The sequence below is a fragment of the Nonomuraea monospora genome (assembly GCF_039531895.1).
Classification (GTDB): Bacteria; Actinomycetota; Actinomycetes; order Streptosporangiales; family Streptosporangiaceae; genus Nonomuraea; species Nonomuraea monospora.
In genome coordinates this window covers 1-18,850 of the sequence record NZ_BAAAQX010000024.1, presented here as the reverse complement: position 1 = coordinate 18,850, position 18,850 = coordinate 1, and the positions used below count along the sequence as shown (strand labels likewise).

General features: G+C 70.0%; 22 protein-coding genes. 6 read left to right on the top strand and 16 right to left on the bottom strand.

Annotated elements, in window-relative coordinates:
* The first annotated feature begins 20 nt into the window (after positions 1–20).
* Positions 21–281 (top strand): aquaporin, encoded by a 261-nt coding sequence (locus ABD331_RS37035; protein WP_344485706.1) that lies wholly within the window; start codon positions 21–23, stop codon positions 279–281.
* Positions 282–394: 113 nt separating this feature from the next.
* Here the strand turns inward: ABD331_RS37035 and ABD331_RS37030 are convergent, their stop codons facing one another.
* Entirely contained in the window at positions 395–547 is a 153-nt protein-coding gene (locus ABD331_RS37030; protein WP_344485703.1) for a hypothetical protein, read from the bottom strand.
* 35 nt (positions 548–582) lie between these two features.
* Entirely contained in the window at positions 583–1,095 is a 513-nt protein-coding gene (locus ABD331_RS37025) for a carbonic anhydrase (RefSeq protein ID WP_344485700.1), read from the bottom strand.
* A 525-nt stretch (positions 1,096–1,620) separates the two neighbouring features.
* On the opposite strand from ABD331_RS37025, the gene ABD331_RS37020 reads away from it, so the two are divergent.
* The 3 genes from ABD331_RS37020 (at position 1,621) to ABD331_RS37010 (ending at position 4,569) form a co-directional block, all read left to right on the top strand.
* Positions 1,621–2,475, top strand: a complete 855-nt coding sequence (locus ABD331_RS37020) for a helix-turn-helix domain-containing protein (RefSeq protein ID WP_344485697.1) — start codon at positions 1,621–1,623, stop codon at positions 2,473–2,475.
* 188 nt (positions 2,476–2,663) lie between these two features.
* On the top strand, positions 2,664–3,608 hold the full coding sequence (locus ABD331_RS37015) for an NADP-dependent oxidoreductase (RefSeq protein WP_344485694.1): 945 nt from the start codon (positions 2,664–2,666) through the stop codon (positions 3,606–3,608).
* A 34-nt stretch (positions 3,609–3,642) separates the two neighbouring features.
* A complete protein-coding gene (locus ABD331_RS37010; protein ID WP_344485692.1) occupies positions 3,643–4,569 on the top strand; it encodes an alpha/beta hydrolase in 927 nt (308 codons plus the stop codon).
* Between the two features lie 104 nt (positions 4,570–4,673).
* On the opposite strand, the gene ABD331_RS37005 is transcribed toward ABD331_RS37010, so the two are convergent.
* The 9 genes from ABD331_RS37005 to ABD331_RS36965 all read right to left on the bottom strand — a co-directional run bounded on the left by ABD331_RS37005 (position 4,674) and on the right by ABD331_RS36965 (position 12,021).
* Positions 4,674–5,573 (bottom strand): alpha/beta hydrolase family protein, encoded by a 900-nt coding sequence (locus tag ABD331_RS37005; RefSeq protein WP_344485689.1) that lies wholly within the window; start codon positions 5,571–5,573, stop codon positions 4,674–4,676.
* A gap of 252 nt (positions 5,574–5,825) precedes the next feature.
* Complete coding sequence (locus ABD331_RS37000; protein WP_344485686.1) at positions 5,826–6,566, bottom strand: hypothetical protein; 741 nt, start codon at positions 6,564–6,566, stop codon at positions 5,826–5,828.
* A 206-nt stretch (positions 6,567–6,772) separates the two neighbouring features.
* A complete protein-coding gene (locus ABD331_RS36995) occupies positions 6,773–6,913 on the bottom strand; it encodes a hypothetical protein (protein WP_344485683.1) in 141 nt (46 codons plus the stop codon).
* Entirely contained in the window at positions 6,883–7,572 is a 690-nt protein-coding gene (locus tag ABD331_RS36990; protein WP_344485680.1) for a hypothetical protein, read from the bottom strand. Before ABD331_RS36990 ends, ABD331_RS36995 begins: the two co-directional genes overlap by 31 nt.
* A 39-nt stretch (positions 7,573–7,611) precedes the next feature.
* Positions 7,612–8,406, bottom strand: a complete 795-nt coding sequence (locus ABD331_RS36985; protein ID WP_344485678.1) for a GNAT family N-acetyltransferase — start codon at positions 8,404–8,406, stop codon at positions 7,612–7,614.
* Positions 8,407–8,580: 174 nt separating this feature from the next.
* Entirely contained in the window at positions 8,581–8,787 is a 207-nt protein-coding gene (locus ABD331_RS36980; protein ID WP_344485676.1) for a hypothetical protein, read from the bottom strand.
* A 176-nt stretch (positions 8,788–8,963) separates the two neighbouring features.
* Complete coding sequence (locus tag ABD331_RS36975) at positions 8,964–9,947, bottom strand: endonuclease/exonuclease/phosphatase family protein (protein ID WP_344485674.1); 984 nt, start codon at positions 9,945–9,947, stop codon at positions 8,964–8,966.
* 162 nt (positions 9,948–10,109) lie between these two features.
* On the bottom strand, positions 10,110–11,702 hold the full coding sequence (locus ABD331_RS36970; RefSeq protein WP_344485672.1) for an alpha/beta hydrolase: 1,593 nt from the start codon (positions 11,700–11,702) through the stop codon (positions 10,110–10,112).
* A gap of 43 nt (positions 11,703–11,745) precedes the next feature.
* Positions 11,746–12,021, bottom strand: a complete 276-nt coding sequence (locus tag ABD331_RS36965; RefSeq protein ID WP_344486138.1) for a hypothetical protein — start codon at positions 12,019–12,021, stop codon at positions 11,746–11,748.
* On the opposite strand from ABD331_RS36965, the gene ABD331_RS36960 reads away from it, so the two are divergent.
* Positions 12,015–12,509, top strand: a complete 495-nt coding sequence (locus tag ABD331_RS36960) for a TetR-like C-terminal domain-containing protein (protein ID WP_344486130.1) — start codon at positions 12,015–12,017, stop codon at positions 12,507–12,509. The two genes, ABD331_RS36965 and ABD331_RS36960, sit on opposite strands and share 7 nt — an antisense overlap.
* Complete coding sequence (locus tag ABD331_RS36955) at positions 12,500–12,922, top strand: cupin domain-containing protein (RefSeq protein WP_344485669.1); 423 nt, start codon at positions 12,500–12,502, stop codon at positions 12,920–12,922. Before ABD331_RS36960 ends, ABD331_RS36955 begins: the two co-directional genes overlap by 10 nt.
* A gap of 69 nt (positions 12,923–12,991) precedes the next feature.
* On the opposite strand, the gene ABD331_RS36950 is transcribed toward ABD331_RS36955, so the two are convergent.
* The 5 genes from ABD331_RS36950 to ABD331_RS36930 form a co-directional block, all read right to left on the bottom strand.
* Positions 12,992–15,037 (bottom strand): SpoIIE family protein phosphatase, encoded by a 2,046-nt coding sequence (locus ABD331_RS36950; RefSeq protein WP_344485666.1) that lies wholly within the window; start codon positions 15,035–15,037, stop codon positions 12,992–12,994.
* Positions 15,038–15,406: 369 nt separating this feature from the next.
* Positions 15,407–15,556 (bottom strand): hypothetical protein, encoded by a 150-nt coding sequence (locus tag ABD331_RS36945; RefSeq protein WP_344485663.1) that lies wholly within the window; start codon positions 15,554–15,556, stop codon positions 15,407–15,409.
* 81 nt (positions 15,557–15,637) lie between these two features.
* Entirely contained in the window at positions 15,638–16,579 is a 942-nt protein-coding gene (locus ABD331_RS36940; RefSeq protein WP_344485660.1) for a VOC family protein, read from the bottom strand.
* Positions 16,580–16,634: 55 nt separating this feature from the next.
* Complete coding sequence (locus ABD331_RS36935; protein ID WP_344485657.1) at positions 16,635–18,290, bottom strand: CotH kinase family protein; 1,656 nt, start codon at positions 18,288–18,290, stop codon at positions 16,635–16,637.
* Between the two features lie 6 nt (positions 18,291–18,296).
* A partial coding sequence (locus ABD331_RS36930) for a DUF4956 domain-containing protein (RefSeq protein ID WP_344485653.1) occupies positions 18,297–18,850 on the bottom strand: 554 nt, incomplete at its 5' end.

Below are 18,850 nucleotides of genomic sequence, written 5' to 3'. Positions count from 1 at the left end.
CCGCGGAGAGTTCGGCTGAGGTGAGCCCGGCTGAGGTGCGCCCGGCTGAGGTGAGCCTGGCGCGGCGGGCGCTGGCCGAGTTCACCGGCACCGCCGCCCTCGTGACGATGGTGGTCGGCTCCGGCGTCATGGCGGCCGGCCTGTCGCGCGACGTCGGCGTGCAACTGCCGGCCAACAGCCTGGCCACCGCGGCGGGCCTGGCGGTACTCATCACGGTGCTCGCTCCAGTGCCCGGCACGCACTTCCACCCGGTCGTCTCCCTGGCCGCCTGGCGAGGGTGAACCCACCGACACGCCGGTCAAGGACATGCTGCTGACCATCACCGGACGACGGCTACCGCCTCGCCCCGGGACCGTCTCGCCGAGGGGACCGCCGGCCTAGGCGGGGATCTCACTCAGGCGGGTGCGCCGTTCAGAATCTCGACCTGGCCTGTATGGAGATGGTAATAGGCGCTGACCACGGCCAGGTTGCCCTGGCTGGCCAGCGGTGCCAGGTCCTGATTGGTACGCAGGTCGTCCGCGATAAGTTCCACCTGGGTTTTCGCCATCGCCTCGGTCGGGTCGGTGCTGTCGCGCCGTGTGCTCAGTTCGTAAGCCGGGCGCAGGGCCTCCGCGATCGCGTGCAGACAGCCCGGCAGCGGCTTGTCATCACGCAGGCGTTGTAGGCGGCGGAGATGGCGCCGCACCGCTGGTGACCGAGCACGATGATCAGCGGAGTTCCGCTGATCATCGGTCCGTACGCGACGGAGGCGGTGATGACGGGTGCCACGGTCACCCCGCCGCTGCGCATGACGAACAGATCACCCAGCCCGGTGTCGAAGACCAGCTCGGGCGGTACCCGGGAATCGATGCAGGACAGCACCGCTCCATAGGGCCGTTGGCTGGTGGCCAGCAGTTCCCGGCGGGTGGGGTCGCGATCTGGATGCTGGAGGGTGTTGGTAACCCAGCGTTTGTTTCCCTCCATCAGCCGTTCGTAGGCGCCCTTCGACGTTGCGGGAGGCGCGGGGGACGTCCGGCGCGTGTAGGTGATCGCTTCGGCCAGTGAGCGACCGGTGAGACAGAACGCTGCCAGGGACGCGGCTCCTGTCAGCAGCATCCGCCGCCCGTGACCATGGAGTGGGGTACTCAAGGGGTCGCCGATTCAGGTGTTTGCCGCAGGGCTCGTTCGTCGCCGACTGCCTGCAGGAGTGAGATGAAGGACGTGATCGCGTCAGCGATCCCGGTGGCTGCCTCCGACAGCATGCAGAACTCCCTTGCGCCAGATGGGAAGTGAGATGCTCCGATGGTCCCTCGAATGCTGGTACGCCGCCGCCTGGATGCAGGGGAGCTGACGCTGAGCGTAATTGTTTTGCTTTTGGATCGCCGGGGCTTGGGACGTCGGTGACGATGGGTGGCGTGCAGAATCCGGCTGGCGGGCCGCCCCAGGTGTTTGTCGATTATCTTGCGACCTGGGGTACTCATGCACGAAACCGCCGAGTCGGGAGACGTCGATGCCGGCGTCGACTGGATCGGGTAGCGCCCGTAGCGGGCTGGCCCGGTTCAGGGCTCAGTGCGGACGTCGCCTGTTGCGGTCGGCGAGATCGCGCGGCTGGAGTTGGAGAGCCGGGGGCACAATGGGGCGGTGGAACGTCACGAGTTTGGTGCCGCGGTGCGCCAGTTGCGGGAGAGTACGGCGCCTGCGGCTGTCGGGTTGCCGGTCGGTCGTCGGCGGGTGCGAGGGTTGCGGCGGGAGGAACTCGGGGAGCTCGCGGGGATGTCCGCGGACTACGTACGCCGGTTGGAGCAGGGGCGCAGCCATCCGTCGGCCGGGGTGGTGAACGCCATCGCCCGGGCGTTGCGGATCGGACGGGCGGACTACGAGCGCCTCTGCGCGCTGGCCGGGTACGCCGCCGCGGACGGGCAGGTGCCGAACGAGGTCGGTCCGGGTGCGATGCGGCTGCTGGAGCGGTTCACCGACACTCCGATGTTCGTCTCCGACGCGGCGATGAATCTCGTCGCCGTGAACAGCGCGTTCATGGCTCTGGGGCATTGGGAGCTCACCGGGGACCCGTGGGAGTGGAACATCGCCTGGCGTACGTTCTGCGACCCGTTCAGTGGTTTCAAGCAGTCTGCGGATGACGCGACCGACCATCAGGCGGTCCTGGTCGCCCGCCTGACGAGCGCGTTGTTGCGCTACCCTGCCGACGCGTCGCTGGCCGCGCTGGTGGACGAGATGCGGAGCCGGAGCCGCCTGTTCGACACGTTGTGGCGGGCGCCGCGACCGGTGGCGGCTTATGAGAGCAGTGCCGCGTTCGTTCATCCGGACGGCGGCTCCGTCACGCTCGTCGGCAGCCTGCTCGCCATTCCGGGCGACGATCTGGCGGCTCTGATGCTCACCGCGGCGCCGGGCTCGGCCGATGCGGCGCGCCTGGCTGAGATCGTCTCCGACGGCGGGGAACCGTCCATCATCAAGGTGGGCCAGCCTGGCCCAGGCTAACCGCGCGGGATCCTGCGAGATTAAGTGACGTCTCCAGCGACCGTGGATCCAGTGGCTGCCTCCGGGCGGCTCTGGTGACGCGGAACTGGAGGTCTTCGCAACTCGAAGCGGGCCGCAGGGTTACCTCTGCGGCCGGAATCGCTTCAAGTTCGAAGCACTTGACGGCACTCACAGAGGCAGGTTCGGCAATGAAGGCAGTACGTTTTCACGAGTTCGGCGGTCCTGAGGTCCTGCGGTACGAGGACGTGGCCCAGCCCGCCCCCGGAGCCGGTCAGGTCCGGATTCGCGTCGCCGCGACGTCGTTCAACGGCGTCGACGGCAACATCCGCGCGGGCTACATGCAGGGCCCGATCCCGGTCGAGCTTCCCCACACCCCGGGTATCGACGTCGCCGGCACGGTCGAGGCGCTCGGTGACGGCGTGGACGACGTCGCGGTCGGCGACCAGGTCGTCGGCTTCCTGCCGATGACGGAACCCGGCGCGGCGGCGGAGTATGTGATCGCGCCGGTGGAGATCTTGACGGGCGCGCCCAAGAACATCCCGCTGGCCGACGCGGCGGCGTTGCCGCTGGTGGGCCTGACCGCGTGGCAGGCGCTGTTCGACCACGGCAAGCTGACCGCCGGTCAGCGGGTGCTGATCAACGGCGCCGGGGGAGCGGTCGGCGGATACGCGGTGCAGCTGGCCAAGGAGGTCCGTGCCCACGTGATCGCCACGGCGAGCCCGCGCAGCGCCGAGCGGGTCAAGGCCGTCGGCGCCGACGAGGTGATCGACCACACCACCACCGACGTGACGGACGCGGTGACCGAGCCGGTCGATCTCGTGCTCAACCTCGCGCCGGTCGCCCCGGAACGGCTGGCCGCGCTGGTCACGCTGGTCCGTGACGGCGGCACCCTGGTCAACACCACGGTCTGGATGCCCGCCCCGTCCGACGAGGAGCGCGGTGTGCGTGGCATCGACCTGTTCGTCCGCAGCGACGCCGACCAGCTCGCCGACCTGGTCGCTCGTGTCAGCACCGGCGAGTTGCGCGTCGAGGTCGCCCAGCGGGTGGCGCTGGCCGACCTGCCCGCACTCCACGCCCAGGCAGGCGCGGGCGAGCTGCCGGGCAAGACCGTCGTCCTCGCGCCCACCGCCTGACCCGCTCACAGGAGAAGCAATCATGTCTTTGTCTTTGGACCCCGAGATCGCCGAAGCGCTGGCCCCCATGGCCGATGCCGTACGACCGGAATTGGGCGATGTCGAGGGGCGCCGCGCCTTCTGGGAACCGATCATCGGTGCCGCGAGCAACGGCCAGCCCATGCCGTCCGATGTCACGATGACCGACCACACCGTGACCGCCGCCGATGGCGCGCGGATCACAGTGCGCTGGTACGCCAAGGACGGCGCGAAGCCGGGCTCGGCCGTGCTCTTCTTCCACGGCGGCGGATACATCTTCGGCCACATCGACCTGTTCGACGGCCCGGTCGCCCGGTACGTGGCGGCCTCAGGCGTGCCGATGTTGTCGGTGGAGTACCGCCGCGCGCCCGAGTTCCCGTTCCCGACGCCACTGGAGGACGCCTACGCCGCGCTGCGCTGGCTGCACGACCGCGCTCCCGAACTGGGCGTCGACCGCGACCGGATCGCGGTGATGGGCGACAGCGCCGGCGGCGGCCTGGCGGCGGCGCTGGCGATCCTGACCCGCGAGCGCGGCGGCCCCAAGATCGCCCACCAGATTTTGATCATGCCGATGCTCGACGACCGTCCCCCCACCCCTGACCCCTACATCGAGCCGTACGCGTTGTGGTCCTACGACGACAGCCGCACCGCGTGGCCGGCGCTGCTCGGCGCGGCTGCCGGCGGACCCGGTGTCCCGCCCACCGCCGCTCCGGCCCGGCTCGAGGACGCCACCGGCCTTCCGCCTGCCTACATCGAGGTGGGTCAGCTCGACGTCTTCCGCGATGAGGACCTCGCGTACGCGGCCGAACTCAGCCGCGCGGGCGTCCCGGTCGAGTTTCACCTGCATCCCGGAGCGCCGCACGAGTTCGATTCGATCGCCTTCAAGGCCGACGTCGCTCAACGCGCCACCGCCGACCGCGTCCGCGTCCTCAAGTCACTGTAGAGGCGAGGGCTCGGTGCTGGGTTGTGGAAGTGTGCGGCATGCGGATGCCGGTGATCATGGTCTTGATGCCGGCCTCGGAGAGAATTTCGTCCATAGGTGAGCGGTCACTGGTGTCCCCGTGGGCGGTCGACCTGGCAAGGGTGGCCGAGATGCCGCGTGAAGAAGGTGGCTGCTTGTCGAGCCACATGGTCGCGAGCTTTCGTGTTGGTCGCTGCGGGGTCGAAGAAGTCCTCGTGGCGGACCTCAGGCCCGGCCGAACGGCCCGTCGCCGCGGGGATGCCCGCCAAGTAGCAATTGATCTCGTGGAAGGGTGCGATCGTGTCGGCGCCGCCCCAGATGATCTCCACAGGGATCTGGATGGACGCCAAGCTGCTGGACGTCACGAGAGGCCCCCACCCGGGTGCGACCTGAAAGACAGCGCGGATCCGGGCATCGGTCAGGTCGGCTCCTGACCTGTCTATATGGATCAGCAGCTCGTCCTGCGCGACCTTCTTCCGAAGCGCCGCGAGGACTCCGGGGAACTCCGGGATCTCCGGCAACGGGATGGTCTCGGCCAAGACAGCGGCCACCTTCTGCGAGTCGACCCGCGCGCCGGCCAGCGCGGCGACGGCATAGCCGCCGAAGGAGAAGCCGGCGGCGCCCACCGGACCCAGCATCTCCTCCTTGGCTAGGGCGTCCAGGGTGAACGAGATGTCCCGGGGGCGCTCCCAGCCGAAGAGGAAGCCCTCGGGCTCATAGCCGTCGATGAAGTCGTTGCCGTGGTGGTCGAGAGCGACGACTCGAAAGCCCGCCGTCACCAGCGGGCCCACCAGCCACTCCATGGCGCTTCCTGAGCCTCCGGTGCCGTGCGACACGATGATCAGTGGAGCGGGCGTCGCCGGTCGTGGCTGCGGTTCCCACTGGTAGAGGCGGATGGGGCGGGGGCGGCTCGGGTCGCGGAGGTCGCGGCGCGACTCGTCGTGCAGGACACGTGTCCGGTACTGAGCGCGTCCAGAGATCGTCATGGCAGCATGCTAGGGAATGCGCCCCAGGTAGGGCTGACGCGTGTCAGTGGGTGCGGTGCGCTTCGCAGGTGAGACGGAACGGCGGACGCGCCGGAGGTGCCCGCCCGCCTGGAGGCCATCATCGCCTCCGTCCATCCGCTGTTGCGGGGCGAGCGGACCGACGCCTGGGTGGGCCGCGCCCGGCTGCCGGCCGAGTGGATCACCACCGGCGAGCAGCCAGAAGCCAACGAAGGCCCACCTGCCACGACCGGACTACCGCTGGAGCGCGGGCTCACGCGGTGCAAGGAGCCGATGCGTTCTCTCCGGCTGGCCGGGTACCTGTTGTGCGGCCACGTAAGCCGCGTCGCGGACCTCGTTCAGCCAGCTCGCCGGGCGCAGCCCTGGTATGGGACGCCGGAGAGGATCGAACCTCGTCGGATGGTCCGCATCCGCCGTCGCCGGGCCGGTCAGGTGGACCTGGCCGAGCAACTGCCACGGCCCTGACGGGGCGGCGGCGAGAAGTTCGAGCACGAGCGGGCCGTCCTCGACGGCCGCGGCGAGAGCCTCCAGGGTGGCGGGCAGGGCCGCCGGCGTGTGCAGCAGCGCGCCCAGCAGCAGCCGCCGCTCGCCCCTCTGGTACGGGAACAGACTGGAGTACATGCCCGTCCACCGGGTCGCGGGCCGCAGCACACGCCTGCCGAGCGTGGTGTGTCCCGTCGTGGCCAGCAGTAGCTCGGCAGTGGTGGCGTCCTGTTGCCAGCGCAGCGCGATGCCGAGGACGTCCGGCAGCGGCCACGGCACGCCGACGGATCGGGACAGGCGGGCGACGCCGTGCAGGTCCATCCGCTGATCGAGGAACGGTGTCCCCCACGGTTGCGGCGTCCCATGCAGGCGCAGGTGCGCGTCGAGAACGATTCCGGAGGCGTGGAGCGGTCGCCCGCGGCGCAGGCGTGCCGCGGTGCCGAAGGCGGCGGCCAGCCCTGACCGCGTGAGAGAGGTCCACGGATGGTGCATGCCGCTCCTCGCACTGATGGGAAAGCAGAGCTCCTGGTACTACCCGAGGTGGAGAGCCGGAACATCCTGGCCTGGAAGCACGCAGGACGACAGGGCCGCCCGCGGAGCCGTCTCCAGCCGGCGCCTGCCCCGATCAGTCTCGTCTGGAAGAACTCGTAGCAGCGCGTGTCGGCTGGCGCTCCGGGTGGGCCGCCGCCACGGTGATGTCAGATCGGCAGAGCGCCCCTGAAGTGCCAGGGGGTCACCTCGGGGTGAGTGGTGGCGAGCCAGCCGTCCGAGAGGTCGTCGGCCAGCATCAAGGCGTCGGGCGTGACGCTCAAGTACGCGGCGGCGGTGTCGGGGTCCACCTTCTCGTCCTCCTCATCCTCGAAGGAGAACGGCCCGCGGTGGCGGCGGCCGTCGCGGGCGACGTACCAGAAGCCGTCGTCACTGTCGTACGCGTCGTTGTAGTAGGCGTGGCGTACTGCGGCTTGCCCGCCGCATCGGTCATGGTGATGAAGTGCTCCTCCATCACGGCGGCGTGTACGCCCATCGGGACGGTCGCGCGGGTCAGGTGGTGCAGGCCCAGTTCGGCTGTGATCGCCTTGAGATCGTCGCCGCGTACGGTCACCCAGAAGCCGGGCCAGTACCTCGGCCGGCGGGGCTCGCCATCGCCGGCGTCGCTGAGCCGGAGCCGGACCAGCCGCTCGACGGCCGCGCGGTCGCGGGGGTCGAGGCGGTGCGCGGCGCCGAGGCTCGCCAGAGCCTCCAGCGCGTACCGCCGCAGCCGTCCCGGCCCGTCGCGGCGGACGCGCAGCAACTCGTCGGCCGCTCCGCCGATCTCCTTGAACCAGTCCTTGAAGATGTCCGGAAGCGCGCCCTCGTCCGCCGCGAGGTCAAGGAGTTCGGCGACGATCGGCGCGCCCCGATCGAGGAGCTCCCGCTCAACATCGCTCCTGCCGTCGAAGCGCTCGCCGCGCAATGCCTCCACAGTGGAACGGATCTCGTCCCTGGTGCCCTCATTCATGATCGTCGAGGATATCGAGTACGGTCCTGCAGCCGATCTTCATGTGTTCCGCTCCATCACGTAGTACGTCCTGCGATGAAAGCCGGTCACCGTGGCGCCCTCAGCCATGAGGCCGCCCAGCACGTCGCGCACGGCGTGCCGCCACGCCTTGGCGGCGCCGGCGTCCGCCCCGCGCAGCCGCTCGATGTCCTCGGGGACCGCGACCAGCACCACCCGTCCGTCGGTACGGCCCTCGACCGGGCGCTCGCCGTCGTCGCCCAGCCCGACCACGGCGTCCTCCGGCACCGCCGGCAGGTACGGCACCCGCCGGACCGCCGCCTCGACCCGCGGATCGGTCAGCGGCCACACGGCCAGGACCCGATCGGACTCGTCACCCTGGTTGATGGCATCGGGCATCACCCCGTAGAAGTCCGGCAGGTACTCCGTCGGCCGCGCGCCCAGCTTGGCCAGGTTGAAGTGCGCGTTGCGGCGGACCAGCGGGTCGTAGGTCCAGGTGATCCGGGAGATTCCGCGCTCCAGCGCCCACAGCCGCTGGTGCAGCTTCAGCTCGAAGCCGATGCCCCGTCCTGCCGTCGCGCCCGTGGTGTTCGAGTGCAGGGTCGAGTCCCGTCCGAAGAAGCCCACCGACGCCCCGACCATCAGGTCGCCGTCGAAGGCGCCGGAGACGTAGTTGCCCGCGTGGGTCAGCGCCCGCATCAGCCCGGGGCTGAGCGGCCGGCCGTCCGGCTCGAACTCCCAGATCCGCTCGAACAACTCGTCGACCTGCTGGAACTCCTCGTTCGTATGGAGTTCCCTGATCGTGGTTGAGTCGTCGATCGCGCGTCGCTCCGTCACCCGACGAACGCTAGGAGGACCAGGGGTGATATGTCCAAGACGCACTGGCCGATGGGTCGATATCTGTAGGCGTATGGGCCGTGCCGGGCTTCCACCGACATGCCGCTGGGAAACGACGGCGCACCGCGACGACGGCCACCGCTTGATCAGTGCCTTTGATGCCTGGCAGCGGCCTCAGCGGCTCCGGCGGACGTAGGCCCGGATGAACATGACGAGGAAGCCGGCGGAGGCCGTGGCCAGAGCCGTCATGGCCTTCGGCTGTTCCACGATCGCCGCGTAGATCGCCACGACGAGAGAGGCCGCCGCGAGCGTCAGGTAGATCTTCCACCAGATGGCCGGTACAGGGGGCCGCGAGGGACGGTTGGGAGGGAGCACTGACACTTTTCACATCCTGAGCACGAGCCGTCCGGCACATGCGTTGATCGGTGAGTCGGTTTCATGTCTCGGGGTCGCCGGTGCGAACACTGGAAGCCGGGGTCCAGGAGCCGGCGCGTTCCCACGAGCTGACGGGCCGGGTGGCCACGCGATCGCCTTCGGAAGCTCAGCCGGCTCGGGCGTCACTGCCCGGCCACGACCGAGACGGTGGCGTCGACGATGCGGTGGTCGGAGCAGGGTTTGTCGCGGTTGGCGCCGCAGACGTGCCCGATGGGGTGGGCGTCCGCTCGGTAACTGACCAGCCGGTCGGCGGGGGCGAAGATCAGGTCGACCTTCCCCGACTGGCCGCAGGCGCCCAGCTGGTTGCTCTCGGTGGTCTGCTCGCCCCAGCCTGGGCACACGGTCTCGCCGTCGTCGAGCTCGTGGTAGTGGCCGACGTTGCCGCGGTTGGCGGCGGTGTCCACCGAGGCGTCGTACCAGATGTTCAGCAGCGGCGAGTGCGGCTGCACGTTGAAGTCGCCCGCGACGATCGGGACGTCCCCGCGGGAGCGGTAGGACTCCAGGACTTCGTGTACGGCGGCGAGCTGGCCGGACCTGCTGGCGGCGACGGTCGTCAGGTGGGTGGTGCAGAACCTGGTCCAGGGGCGCGCCGCGACGGGCGCGCAGAGGAGTTTGCGCTGCTTGCCCGACCCGTCGTAGGGCAGGGTCTCCCGCAACGTGTCGCCCAGCGCGTAGCGGCTGAAGATCGCGATGCCGATCCCGTGCCCGGCGCAGTAGCCGGAATCGCCCGCCGCCGTCATCGGCTCGTAGCGGGCGAAGTTCGTGGGACTCTGCGGCCAGCCCATGTTCTGCAGGGCGTCGATCACGGCGCTGTACTGGTTGCGGCAGATCTCGTTGATCGATACGAAGTCCGGCTGGCGATAGCTGATCGAGCCGGCGATCGCCTGGATGATGCCGTTCGTCGTCGAGCCCAGGTGCTGATGATGCCCGGCCATGTTCCAGTGCCAGATCTTGTACGTCGCGGTCGCAGGATCGGCCGCGCTCTGCCCGCCACTCGTGGCGGCGTTCGCGGACGCCGGTACGAGCGCGAGCACTGCGAGCAGCGAGATGGCGGCCGGGGCCGTCCGGCTGCCGCGGCTTAAGATGATGCGAATCCATGTCGTCATTCGGCGCGTCCTCACAAAGATCAGCGTAGGTGGGTTGTTCTGGCACGACGGAAGCGTGTCCAGGAGAGCTGCGGCTCGTCGCCCGCGACGCGGTCGAGCCGCTGTTGCCCTCGCAGGTGCGGCGCGTAGAGCATCCAGCTCACCGCTGAAGCCATGGCAGGGTCAGCGCGCCGCAGGTTCGGGGAACGGCGCATCGTCCTGCTTGCAGACGGTGCCCGCCGGTGGCAGCGCGCCGGTCAGCAGGTAGTCGGTCTCGTACGCCGAAGCGCACGCGCTCCGGTTCGCGAGCGCGGTGTGCCCGTAGCCGTCGACCGTCAGCAGCCGGGCGTCGGCCAGGCGGTGCGACAGCGCGACCGAGTTCTGGTACGGGGTGGCGGGGTCGCCGGTGATGCCGACGAGCATGATGGGATTGGCCGTACGGGCGTTCCACGGCCCCTCGTAGCGGTCCTGGCTCCGCGGCCATCCTGCGCACGGCGCGGTCGGCCAGGCCCAGGTCAGCCCGATCGGGCCCGACCGGGCTCGGGCCAGTCGCGCCCCGGCCTCGTACGCCCGCGGGTCACGAGGGTTCGGGCTGTCGGAGCAGAGGACGGCGAGAGTCTGCTCCTGACCCGTGTAGTAGCTGGGCCCGGCACCAGGCTCCGGCTCGGCCTTCGGGGCCGGTCCGGCGGTCGCGGCGCCCACCTTGGCCGTGGCCGTCCACAGTTGCTGCAACTGGCTCGCTCCGGCCGGCCACTGGGCCACCCGGCGGAGCGGCACGGCGGCGAGCGCGCACGCGTACCCGCAGGTGCCCAGCGGGCCTTCGACGGTCACCCCCTGCCGGCGCAACCGCGCCAGCAAGGTGTCGAACTTCGCTCTCGTTCTGGCCGGTGTGCCCGCGGAGAACGCGCACGCGGCGGTGGACGCCTTCCCGCACAGGTCGAGGAAGGAATTGAGGGCCGACGCGGACGCTCGGTCGCTCCCCAGCCGCAGGTACGTCGGCAGATCGTCCTGGGCGGTCGTGTACCGGACCGGGTCGATGGTGCTGTCCAGGATCATCCGCCCGACCTTGCCGGGGAAGAGGTTGGCGTAGATCGTGCCGAGCACGGTGCCGTACGACAATCCCAGGTAGTTCAGCACGCGATCACCGGTGGCCTGCCGCAGCAGGTCCATGTCGCGGGCCGCGTTCGCGGTGCTGTTGTGGGCGAGCAGGTCAAGGTCGGCGTGCTGGACGCATTCCCGGTCGAACCGGGCCCAGATCTCTCGCGTCGCCGCGATCTCCTTCGCGCCGGCCGGGAAGGGGACGGGCAGATCGGCCAGGAGTCGGTCCTCGGCGGCGGTGTCCGGAAAACACTGCACCGGGGTGCTGTAACCGAACCCGCGCGGATCGAAGGTGACGACGTCGAATCTCGCCCGCCAATCGGCGGGAAGGGTCGCGTACTGCGCGACGGTGGGGTCGATCTGCGCGGAGGGGCCGCCGCCGTTGACGAAGAGGGTGCCGATCCGGTGGGTGGGATCGGTCGCCGGACGCCGGACGACGGCGATATCGATCTTCTTGCCGTCCGGCTGCCGGTAGTCCAGCGGCAGCTTTGCCGTCGCACACTGGAACCCCTCGTGGCACGGGCTCCAGCGCAGTTCGGGGACGGCAGGCGCGCTGGAGGCGTGCACCGGCGCGGCGCAGGTGAGGGCGAGCATCCCCGCGGCCACGACCGCGGTCAACGTTCGCGAGCGCCTGCTCGTACGGGGTGGGTCATCGGTCGGCTGGTGGCCGAGCGTCATCAGATCTCTTCCTTTCTAAGCGCGAAGCTTCGAACGCGAACCGTCACCGGCGTACACCGCGTGCCGCAGGACCGGGCGGCGCCCCCCATGTGGCCCAGCGCCACAGCCACTCCAGCGGACCGGCGGCGTCCTGAGCAGGAGCAGCAGCACGCACACCCCGCCGATCAGCATCCCGGCAACCGCCCGCCTTGGCGGCCAGGGCGACGGCAGCAGGGACACCAGCCCGGACCGCGTAGATGGCGAGCACGTCACCCGGCCAGATCAGGAACAGGTGCGCCAGGCCGATCACCGGCAGCCTGCGCTGTCTTCTCTCTGACACGAGATCCAAGTCTGCGGAGCCGTGCCCGCCGGCGGCATCGACCGAAAGCGCTGTCCCCGCCAGTACTTTCGGCCGGTCATGCCGGCCACCCGGAGCTGCAGGAGGACGACGAGATCACCGATACCGGCGACATCCGCGCCGACCTCGTCAACTATCTGGAGAAGATCGCCGCCGCACTCAACCGCATGCGCGCGGCGGGCGGCCGTGCGGGCCCGTCGGCGGGAGTGGCCGGCGAGCTGGTGGCCGCCACGGCCAGGCACGAGGACATCGGCCGGCTGACCCGCGAGCAGTACGCCAAGCGCAACGCCCTCGCGCTCGCCCTCATCGAACGAGCGCGCCTGCGCGCCGACCTGGACGCCGAGGCGCTGTTCGACCAGGTGGCCGGCGCCCTCTACTACCGAGTGATGATCACGGGCGCGCCGGTCGGCCGCGCCTACGCGGAGCGGCTGGTGTCGTCCGCGCTCGAAGGGAGCCTGACATGTCCTTGATCGCAGACAAGGCCGTCGTCCGCGAGGCCGGCGCCGAGACCATCGTCTCACCCACCGCCACGGGCCGCCTGCTGCTCGACTCCAGCGACACCGGCGGCGCGCTGAGCACCATCAGGATGACCCTCGCCGAGGGGGCGGACGGCGCCGTGCCGCACCACGACGCCACCTCGACCGAGCTGTTCTACGTGCTGGAGGGCAAGGCCCGCGTCCTGTGGGGGACGGAGATCGCGACGCTGGCGGCGGGTGACGTGGAGGCGCGGTGCCCCCCGATGACGCCCCACGCCTTCGCCGCCGCCCCCGGCCACACCGCCGACCTGCTCATCATCGTCGCCCCCGGCCTCCTGCTGAGCGAATCCCGGCCGCAGCCTTCCACGCCTTCTCCCGCCCCGCGGATCTCCGTGACGCCTTCGTGAGCCTCCGGCCCCCGGGGCCGGAAGCGGTGCGATCGGCCCGCAGGATCCGTATGAGGTCTGGTGCGGGTCTCAACCCTGAACGGGCAGCCGCAGCGCCATGACGGCGATGTCGTCCAAGCCGGTGATGGGCATGGCACTGAGCAGTTGGTCGCAGAACTTGTCCACGGGCTCGTCCGCGAGCTGCTCCGCCAGACGGCGCAGCCGCTGCAAGCCGAGGTCGAGGTGCTCGCCCGGCCGCTCGACGAGGCCGTCGGTGTACAGCAGGACCGTGCTGCCCGGCGGCAGCGGCTCCGTCTTCGACGGGCGTGCCTCCTCATGCGGGAAACCGAGCAGCGGGCTGACGGCGTCCTCCAGGAAGCGGCTCCGGCCATCCTGGGTGACCAGCAGCGCAGGCGGGTGACCGGCCGTGGCGTAGTTCAGCCGATAGCCGCCGTCGAACCCCTCCACGCGGGCGTACACGCAGGTGGCGGTGACCTCGCCCGACAGCGACCCCATCGCCACGTTCAACCGGGCCAGGATGTCGCCCGGCGGTTCGCGGCGGTCCATCGCCAGCGCGCGCAGCATGTTGCGCAACTGGCTCATCGCGACGGCGGCGTTCAGGTCGTGGCCGGACACGTCCCCGATGACCAGCGCGGGCACGCCGTCGGGCAGCACGAACGAGTCGTACCAGTCGCCGCCCACCTCCGCCGCGGCAGGGCTGGCCCGGTAGCGGGCGACGATCCGCAGGCCGGGCAGCCGCGGCGGCTCGGCGAGCAGGCTGTACTGCAGGGCGAGCGCGATCTGTTGCGCGCGCTGGAAGCGGATGGCCCTGCTCAGGGCGTCGTGGGCGTGCTCGAACATGCGTCTCAGCAGGGAGATGTCGTCCTGGCTGACCGGCGGACGGTCCCCGCACGTCACCACGTTGACCACGGCCGGCACCGCGCCGTCCACCACCACCGGCAGGATCAGCATGCCGTTGGCGCCGTTGGCCGTCAGCCAGGGCAGCGTGCCGGCGGGAGCGACGTGCGGCGGGGGAGAGCCGGCGGGGAACGTCTTCCGCACGGGCCGCCGGCGTCGTGCGGCCGTGACGAAGGCGTTGCCGGCGGGAAGCTGCTCCTCGCTGTAGGGCGGCAGCCGCCGCACGCCGGGACGCGCGGCGGTGGCCACCCGCTCCACGACGAACGGCGCGCCACCGTGCTGCTCGCCGGTCAGGTCGGTGACGAGATAGACACCGCAGCCGTCGGCCAGCTCCGGCACGATCACGTCCGCCAGCGCGCCCAGCATCACCTCCAGGCTCCCCAGCTGCGCCGTGGCGTGGGCGGCCCGGTCCAGCAGCCGCTGGCGGCGCTGCTCCCGCCACTGCTGCTCGACGTCGGTGCAGCTGCCCACCCACTCCACCACCTCCCCGTGCTCGCAGACCGGCACCGCGCGGAGCTGGAAATGCCGGTAGCCGTCGCGGGTGCACAGCCGGTAGACGTGCTCCCACAGCTCCGTGGCCCTGCCGACGGCCCGTGACCAGGATTCGATCGTGGCCCGGCGGTCGTCCGGGTGAACCATCCGCAGCCAGCCCTGCCCCCGGTACTCCTCCCACGGCTGCCCGGTCACCCGCTCCCAGCTCGGACTCGGCTCAGAGACGTACCCGTCCCTGCTGGTCACCCAGAAGACGTCGGCGCTGAGCCGCATCAGGCTCTCGTAGCGCCGCAGGAAGCGGCGGCGCTCCTCGGCGACGGCCGACAGCTGGCGCGCGGCGCAGGTCTGCTCGCTCACGTCCATCAGCATCACCAGCACGCCGTGCTCGCCGTGGGGGAAGGTGACCCGCGACAGGCTGAAGGTGAAGAACTGCTCCCCCGGCGCTCGGACCCGGGGTATCGGCACCGCCGGCTCGGCCGCGCTGATGACCGGCTCGCCCGTGGCGTACACGCGGTCGAAGCGCGCGCGGTAGTGCGGCAGCACGAAGGACGCGAACGCCTCCTCCACCGGCATCCCGCCCCGGGGAGCGCTGACCACCGACCGGTACATGGCGTTGCTGTAGATCAGCCGGTGCTCCGGGCCCCGCGTCACCGCCACCCCTACCGGCGCGGGATCCAGCATCTCGAACGGCAGCCCGCTGTCACTCGAAGCGCCGACAGCCTCCACAGTGACCTCCCCCGATGGCCACGATCATTCAAGCCCTACCCGGCCAGGGCCGTTCCGAACGAGTCATCGTCCGGTACGCATCGTGAGCCGGCCGGGCTCGGCGGGGCGCTCTTGACCCGCGGGTGTTCTTCGGGGGCGCGCACGACGAGCATGGCGAGGTCGTTGTCGGCCGGAACTCCCCGGAGAACATCGGGATGCCCGCACCCGCTATCACGGGGTGGCTCGGTCGTCGGCGTGCTGGAGACGACGTACTGGCGCAAATGGGAGTAACGCCCTCAAGGCCGGCAAGCGTCTGGACATGGGTGGTCGGTGCCGTCATCGCTGGGATCCGGCCGGGGTCCGGGTGCGCCGGCCCTGACTCGTGCCTGATTACGGCGTCCGGTGCGCCGGCGAGAGCGTCGCGCCGGGCGGCGGGTCGGCGATGAGGGTGTTGACCGACTCTCTCTTGTCGGGGGCGAAAGCCGCGATGTACGCCAGGGCGGCCACGTCGCCGGCCAGGGACTGGGTGGGGTTCTGCACGACGGCCACCCGGTAGCCGTCGGCCGTCAGACGGTCGTAGACGCCCTGCCGGCCGGAGCCGTCGACGAAGAGGAGCCGGGTTCAACCACTGACGGCGTCCGCCGTGCTCAGCAGCTCGGCGAGGTCGTCCGGGCTGAGGAAGCAGGCAGGTGTCGGCGGCCCCCAGCTGTACAGCCCGCGGGCGCCGGTCCAGTCCCGCGGCGTCCAGCGTCGGTCGTCGGCGATGCGGTCCATGTCCGCGTAGTACTCGGTGAAATTGCCCGCCGGATCCTTCAGGTACCAGAAGAAGCTGGATCCGATGTGATGGCGGCCGAGCCCCCACACGTGCCTGGCCGGGTCCCCGGCCAGCATCGCCGTCGCGCCGCGGCCGATCTCGTCCACGTCGTCCACCTGCCAGGACGTGTGGTGGAGCATGGCCACGGGGGTTTTCTGGATCGTCAGGTTGTGGTGATCGGCCGAACAGCGCAGGAAGGTCGTCATGCCGGGGACGCGGTCGCTCACCCTGAAGCCGAGCCCCTCGACGAAGAACCGCACGCCGGCCTCGTGGACGGGGGAGCCGATGGTCACGTTGCCGAGCTTGCGCGGGCGTACGGGGGACTCGCGAAGAAGCGCCGGTGCGCGCTCGTCAGCACGGGCGTTCACCCCGGGCGCGTTGTAGGCGGGAACGGGGGCCGGGTCCGGTATCGATCGCTTCGCGATCGACAGCCGTACCTCGACGCCCACGCCCGGCGCGAGCGCCGTGAGCGCGGCCTCCTCACGGTGGAACGCGAGGTCCAGTCGCGTCAGGGAGGCCGCGATGTGGTCCAGGTCGCTCTCGTGGTCCACGCCGATGCCCAGCTCCAGCAGGCGGCGGCGGGACGTGGTGACCAGAGTGAGCTGCTCTCCTCCGTCCACGGTCGAGAAGGTCCTGCGGTCACCGGGCAGGCCGGCGAGGGGAGTCAGGCCGAAGTCGGTGTAGTAGCGGGCGGTCGCCGCGAGGTTCGGCACGCCGATGGTGACGCCGGTCAGGCGATGTAGTCCCATGGTCTCTCTCCACCAGCGGTGATGGGTCCCTGCGGAACCCATCACCGCGTGAGCATCAGGCGCCGCTGATCGCCTTGTCCGAGCCCAGCGTCTTGGTCCGGGTCTGCAGGAACGTACGGAGCGTCTTCGCCTCGGCCTCGACCTTGGCGGTGTCGGCCTTGTCGTTCAGCTTGTAGGCGGCGACGAGGTCGTCCAGCAGGCCGGTGGCGGTGCCGTTGGCCAGGAGCTTGGTGTACAGGGCGCGGTACTGCTCCTCGTACATCTTCTTGAAGGTGGCGTTCTTGAGGAACTTCTCCTTCAAGGGGTGGCTCATGCGCATCATGCCACCACCCCCTGGGCCTCCCCGGTCACCGGCCTCGGGCGGGGTGTCGCCCTGAGGCTGCTGCGTCTGCTGCTGGGGCTGCGTCTGCTGGGTCTGTCCCTGCTGGTTCTGCTGGCCCCGCCCTCGGCCGCCGAAGCCGCCCATGCCGCCCATGCCGATCGTGTCGTTGACGCCGCTCGTGGCGTCGCCGCTGAAGGCGAGGTTGAGGTCCCAGGTGATGACCTTGAACTTCTTGGTGTCCTGGTCGTACCAGAGGTAGTAGTTCTTACCGGGCCCGGCCATGTCGTCGAAGTTGACCATGATGTGCTGCAAGGCCAGGTAGCGGGCGAACGACTCCACGTCCAGGCGGTCGGCCAGGCCTTCCGCGAACTCGGCGTCGGACGCCTCGTTCACCCATTTGACCAGGTCGATGACCGGTTGCAGGTCCTTGCCGCCGACCTTGTTGATCTGTTTGAGGTCGGTGGTGTACTCGGTCTGGTCCTCGCCCTTGTAGGTGAAGGAGCCCGAGGCCAGCGACTTGTACAGGACGCCGTCGCCGAGGCTTTCCGCGTACCCCTCGTCCAGGTACTCCACCACCAGGCGCGGCTTCGAGGAACGGCCGTTGACGGTGAAGGAGCTGTAGGCGGCGCTCTGGGTCGGCTCGTCGGCGGCGCCGACCAGCGAGATGCCCAGCGCCTCGTTCAGCATCGTCGTCGAGCCCATCGCGGCCGGTCGCACGGCCACCTGGCTGTGGCCCTGGTAGCGGCGTCCCTCCACGAACTCGTCGAAGCTGATCAGCCACGGCAGGTTCTCCGGCTCTTCGGCCTTCAGCTCCGCACCGAACATGCCGCCGCCGGGCGGGCCTCCCTGCCCCTGCTGCTGCCCGTTCTGAGCCTGCCCGTTCTGAGCCTGCCCGTTCTGAGCCTGCCCATTGCCGGGAGGTTGGAAGCCTTCGGGGGGCTGGAAGCCCTCCGGCATCCCTTCGGGCCGCTGGCCGCCACCGGGCATGGAGCGCTGCTTGGACTTCCCCTTCCAGGTCAGCGACCCCAGCGTCGAGTTGCCCTTGAGCCGGACGCCCACGCTGGGGATACGGGTGCCGTCGATGGTCAGGTCGGCTTCGACGTAGTTCTTCTCGCCGTCCTTGAAGTACTCCGTCAGCATGTCCTCGTACGCCGCGTCGGTGAAGGTGATCTTCACGTCGTGCGCCACCGAGGTGTCGAACAGGTCCTTCGTCCCTGTCAGGTTCGTGATGGGGACCTCGGCCTCGTTGACCTGGGCGCTGGTGACGTACGGGCGGATCGTCCCGCTGCCGAACACCCCCCAGCACACCGCCAGGAACGCCGCGCACAGCGCGACCAGCTTCCAGTTGTGCCGGAGTTTGACCGGGATGCGATGCTTGAGAGACGTCATGACCGCCTACAGGTCGGTCTGGTCGTACCCGGTCAGGACGGTGACCGACTGACCGTGGTTGCGCTCGCGCAGCGCGGCGATCAGTTCGCCGGGCTCGCTGCCCTTCTTGATCTTGACCGTGTACATCAGCTCCGTGAGCGCGCCGGCCCGGATCGACTCCATGCTGACCAGCTCGAACTCGTCGGTGTGCCGGATCAGCACGTCCTGGATCTGGGCGGTGAAGTCCTCGTCCGACGGCACCTGCACCTTGACCACCTGGCGCTGAACGTTCAGCGCGAACCAGTTGAACCGGCTCATGGCCATGATGATCAGCGAGATGGCCACGGCGGCGACGATGGCCAGCAGGTAGAAGCGGGTGCCGACGGCCATGCCGACGCCCATCACCAGGAAGATGAACCCGACGTCGCGGGTCTCCTTGATGGCGTTGCGGAAACGCACCACCGACAGGGCGCCGACCAGGGCGAAGGCGCGGGCGATGTTCGAGCCGACGACCAGCATGATGAGCGAGATCAGCATGCCCAGGATGACCAGCGTCTGCACGTACGACTGGCTGTAGGAGA

Coding starts and splice junctions, on each gene's coding strand:
- ABD331_RS36990 (WP_344485680.1), bottom strand. CDS start 7,572: ATGAATGAGGGCACCAGGGACGAGATCCGTTCCACTGTGGAGGCATTG.
- ABD331_RS36940 (WP_344485660.1), bottom strand. CDS start 16,579: ATGGGACTACATCGCCTGACCGGCGTCACCATCGGCGTGCCGAACCTC.
- ABD331_RS36970 (WP_344485672.1), bottom strand. CDS start 11,702: ATGACGCTCGGCCACCAGCCGACCGATGACCCACCCCGTACGAGCAGG.
- ABD331_RS36935 (WP_344485657.1), bottom strand. CDS start 18,290: ATGACGTCTCTCAAGCATCGCATCCCGGTCAAACTCCGGCACAACTGG.
- ABD331_RS37005 (WP_344485689.1), bottom strand. CDS start 5,573: ATGACGATCTCTGGACGCGCTCAGTACCGGACACGTGTCCTGCACGAC.
- ABD331_RS36955 (WP_344485669.1), top strand. CDS start 12,500: ATGTCCTTGATCGCAGACAAGGCCGTCGTCCGCGAGGCCGGCGCCGAG.
- ABD331_RS36975 (WP_344485674.1), bottom strand. CDS start 9,947: ATGACGACATGGATTCGCATCATCTTAAGCCGCGGCAGCCGGACGGCC.
- ABD331_RS37015 (WP_344485694.1), top strand. CDS start 2,664: ATGAAGGCAGTACGTTTTCACGAGTTCGGCGGTCCTGAGGTCCTGCGG.
- ABD331_RS37000 (WP_344485686.1), bottom strand. CDS start 6,566: ATGCACCATCCGTGGACCTCTCTCACGCGGTCAGGGCTGGCCGCCGCC.
- ABD331_RS37025 (WP_344485700.1), bottom strand. CDS start 1,095: ATGCTGCTGACAGGAGCCGCGTCCCTGGCAGCGTTCTGTCTCACCGGT.
- ABD331_RS37030 (WP_344485703.1), bottom strand. CDS start 547: ATGGCGAAAACCCAGGTGGAACTTATCGCGGACGACCTGCGTACCAAT.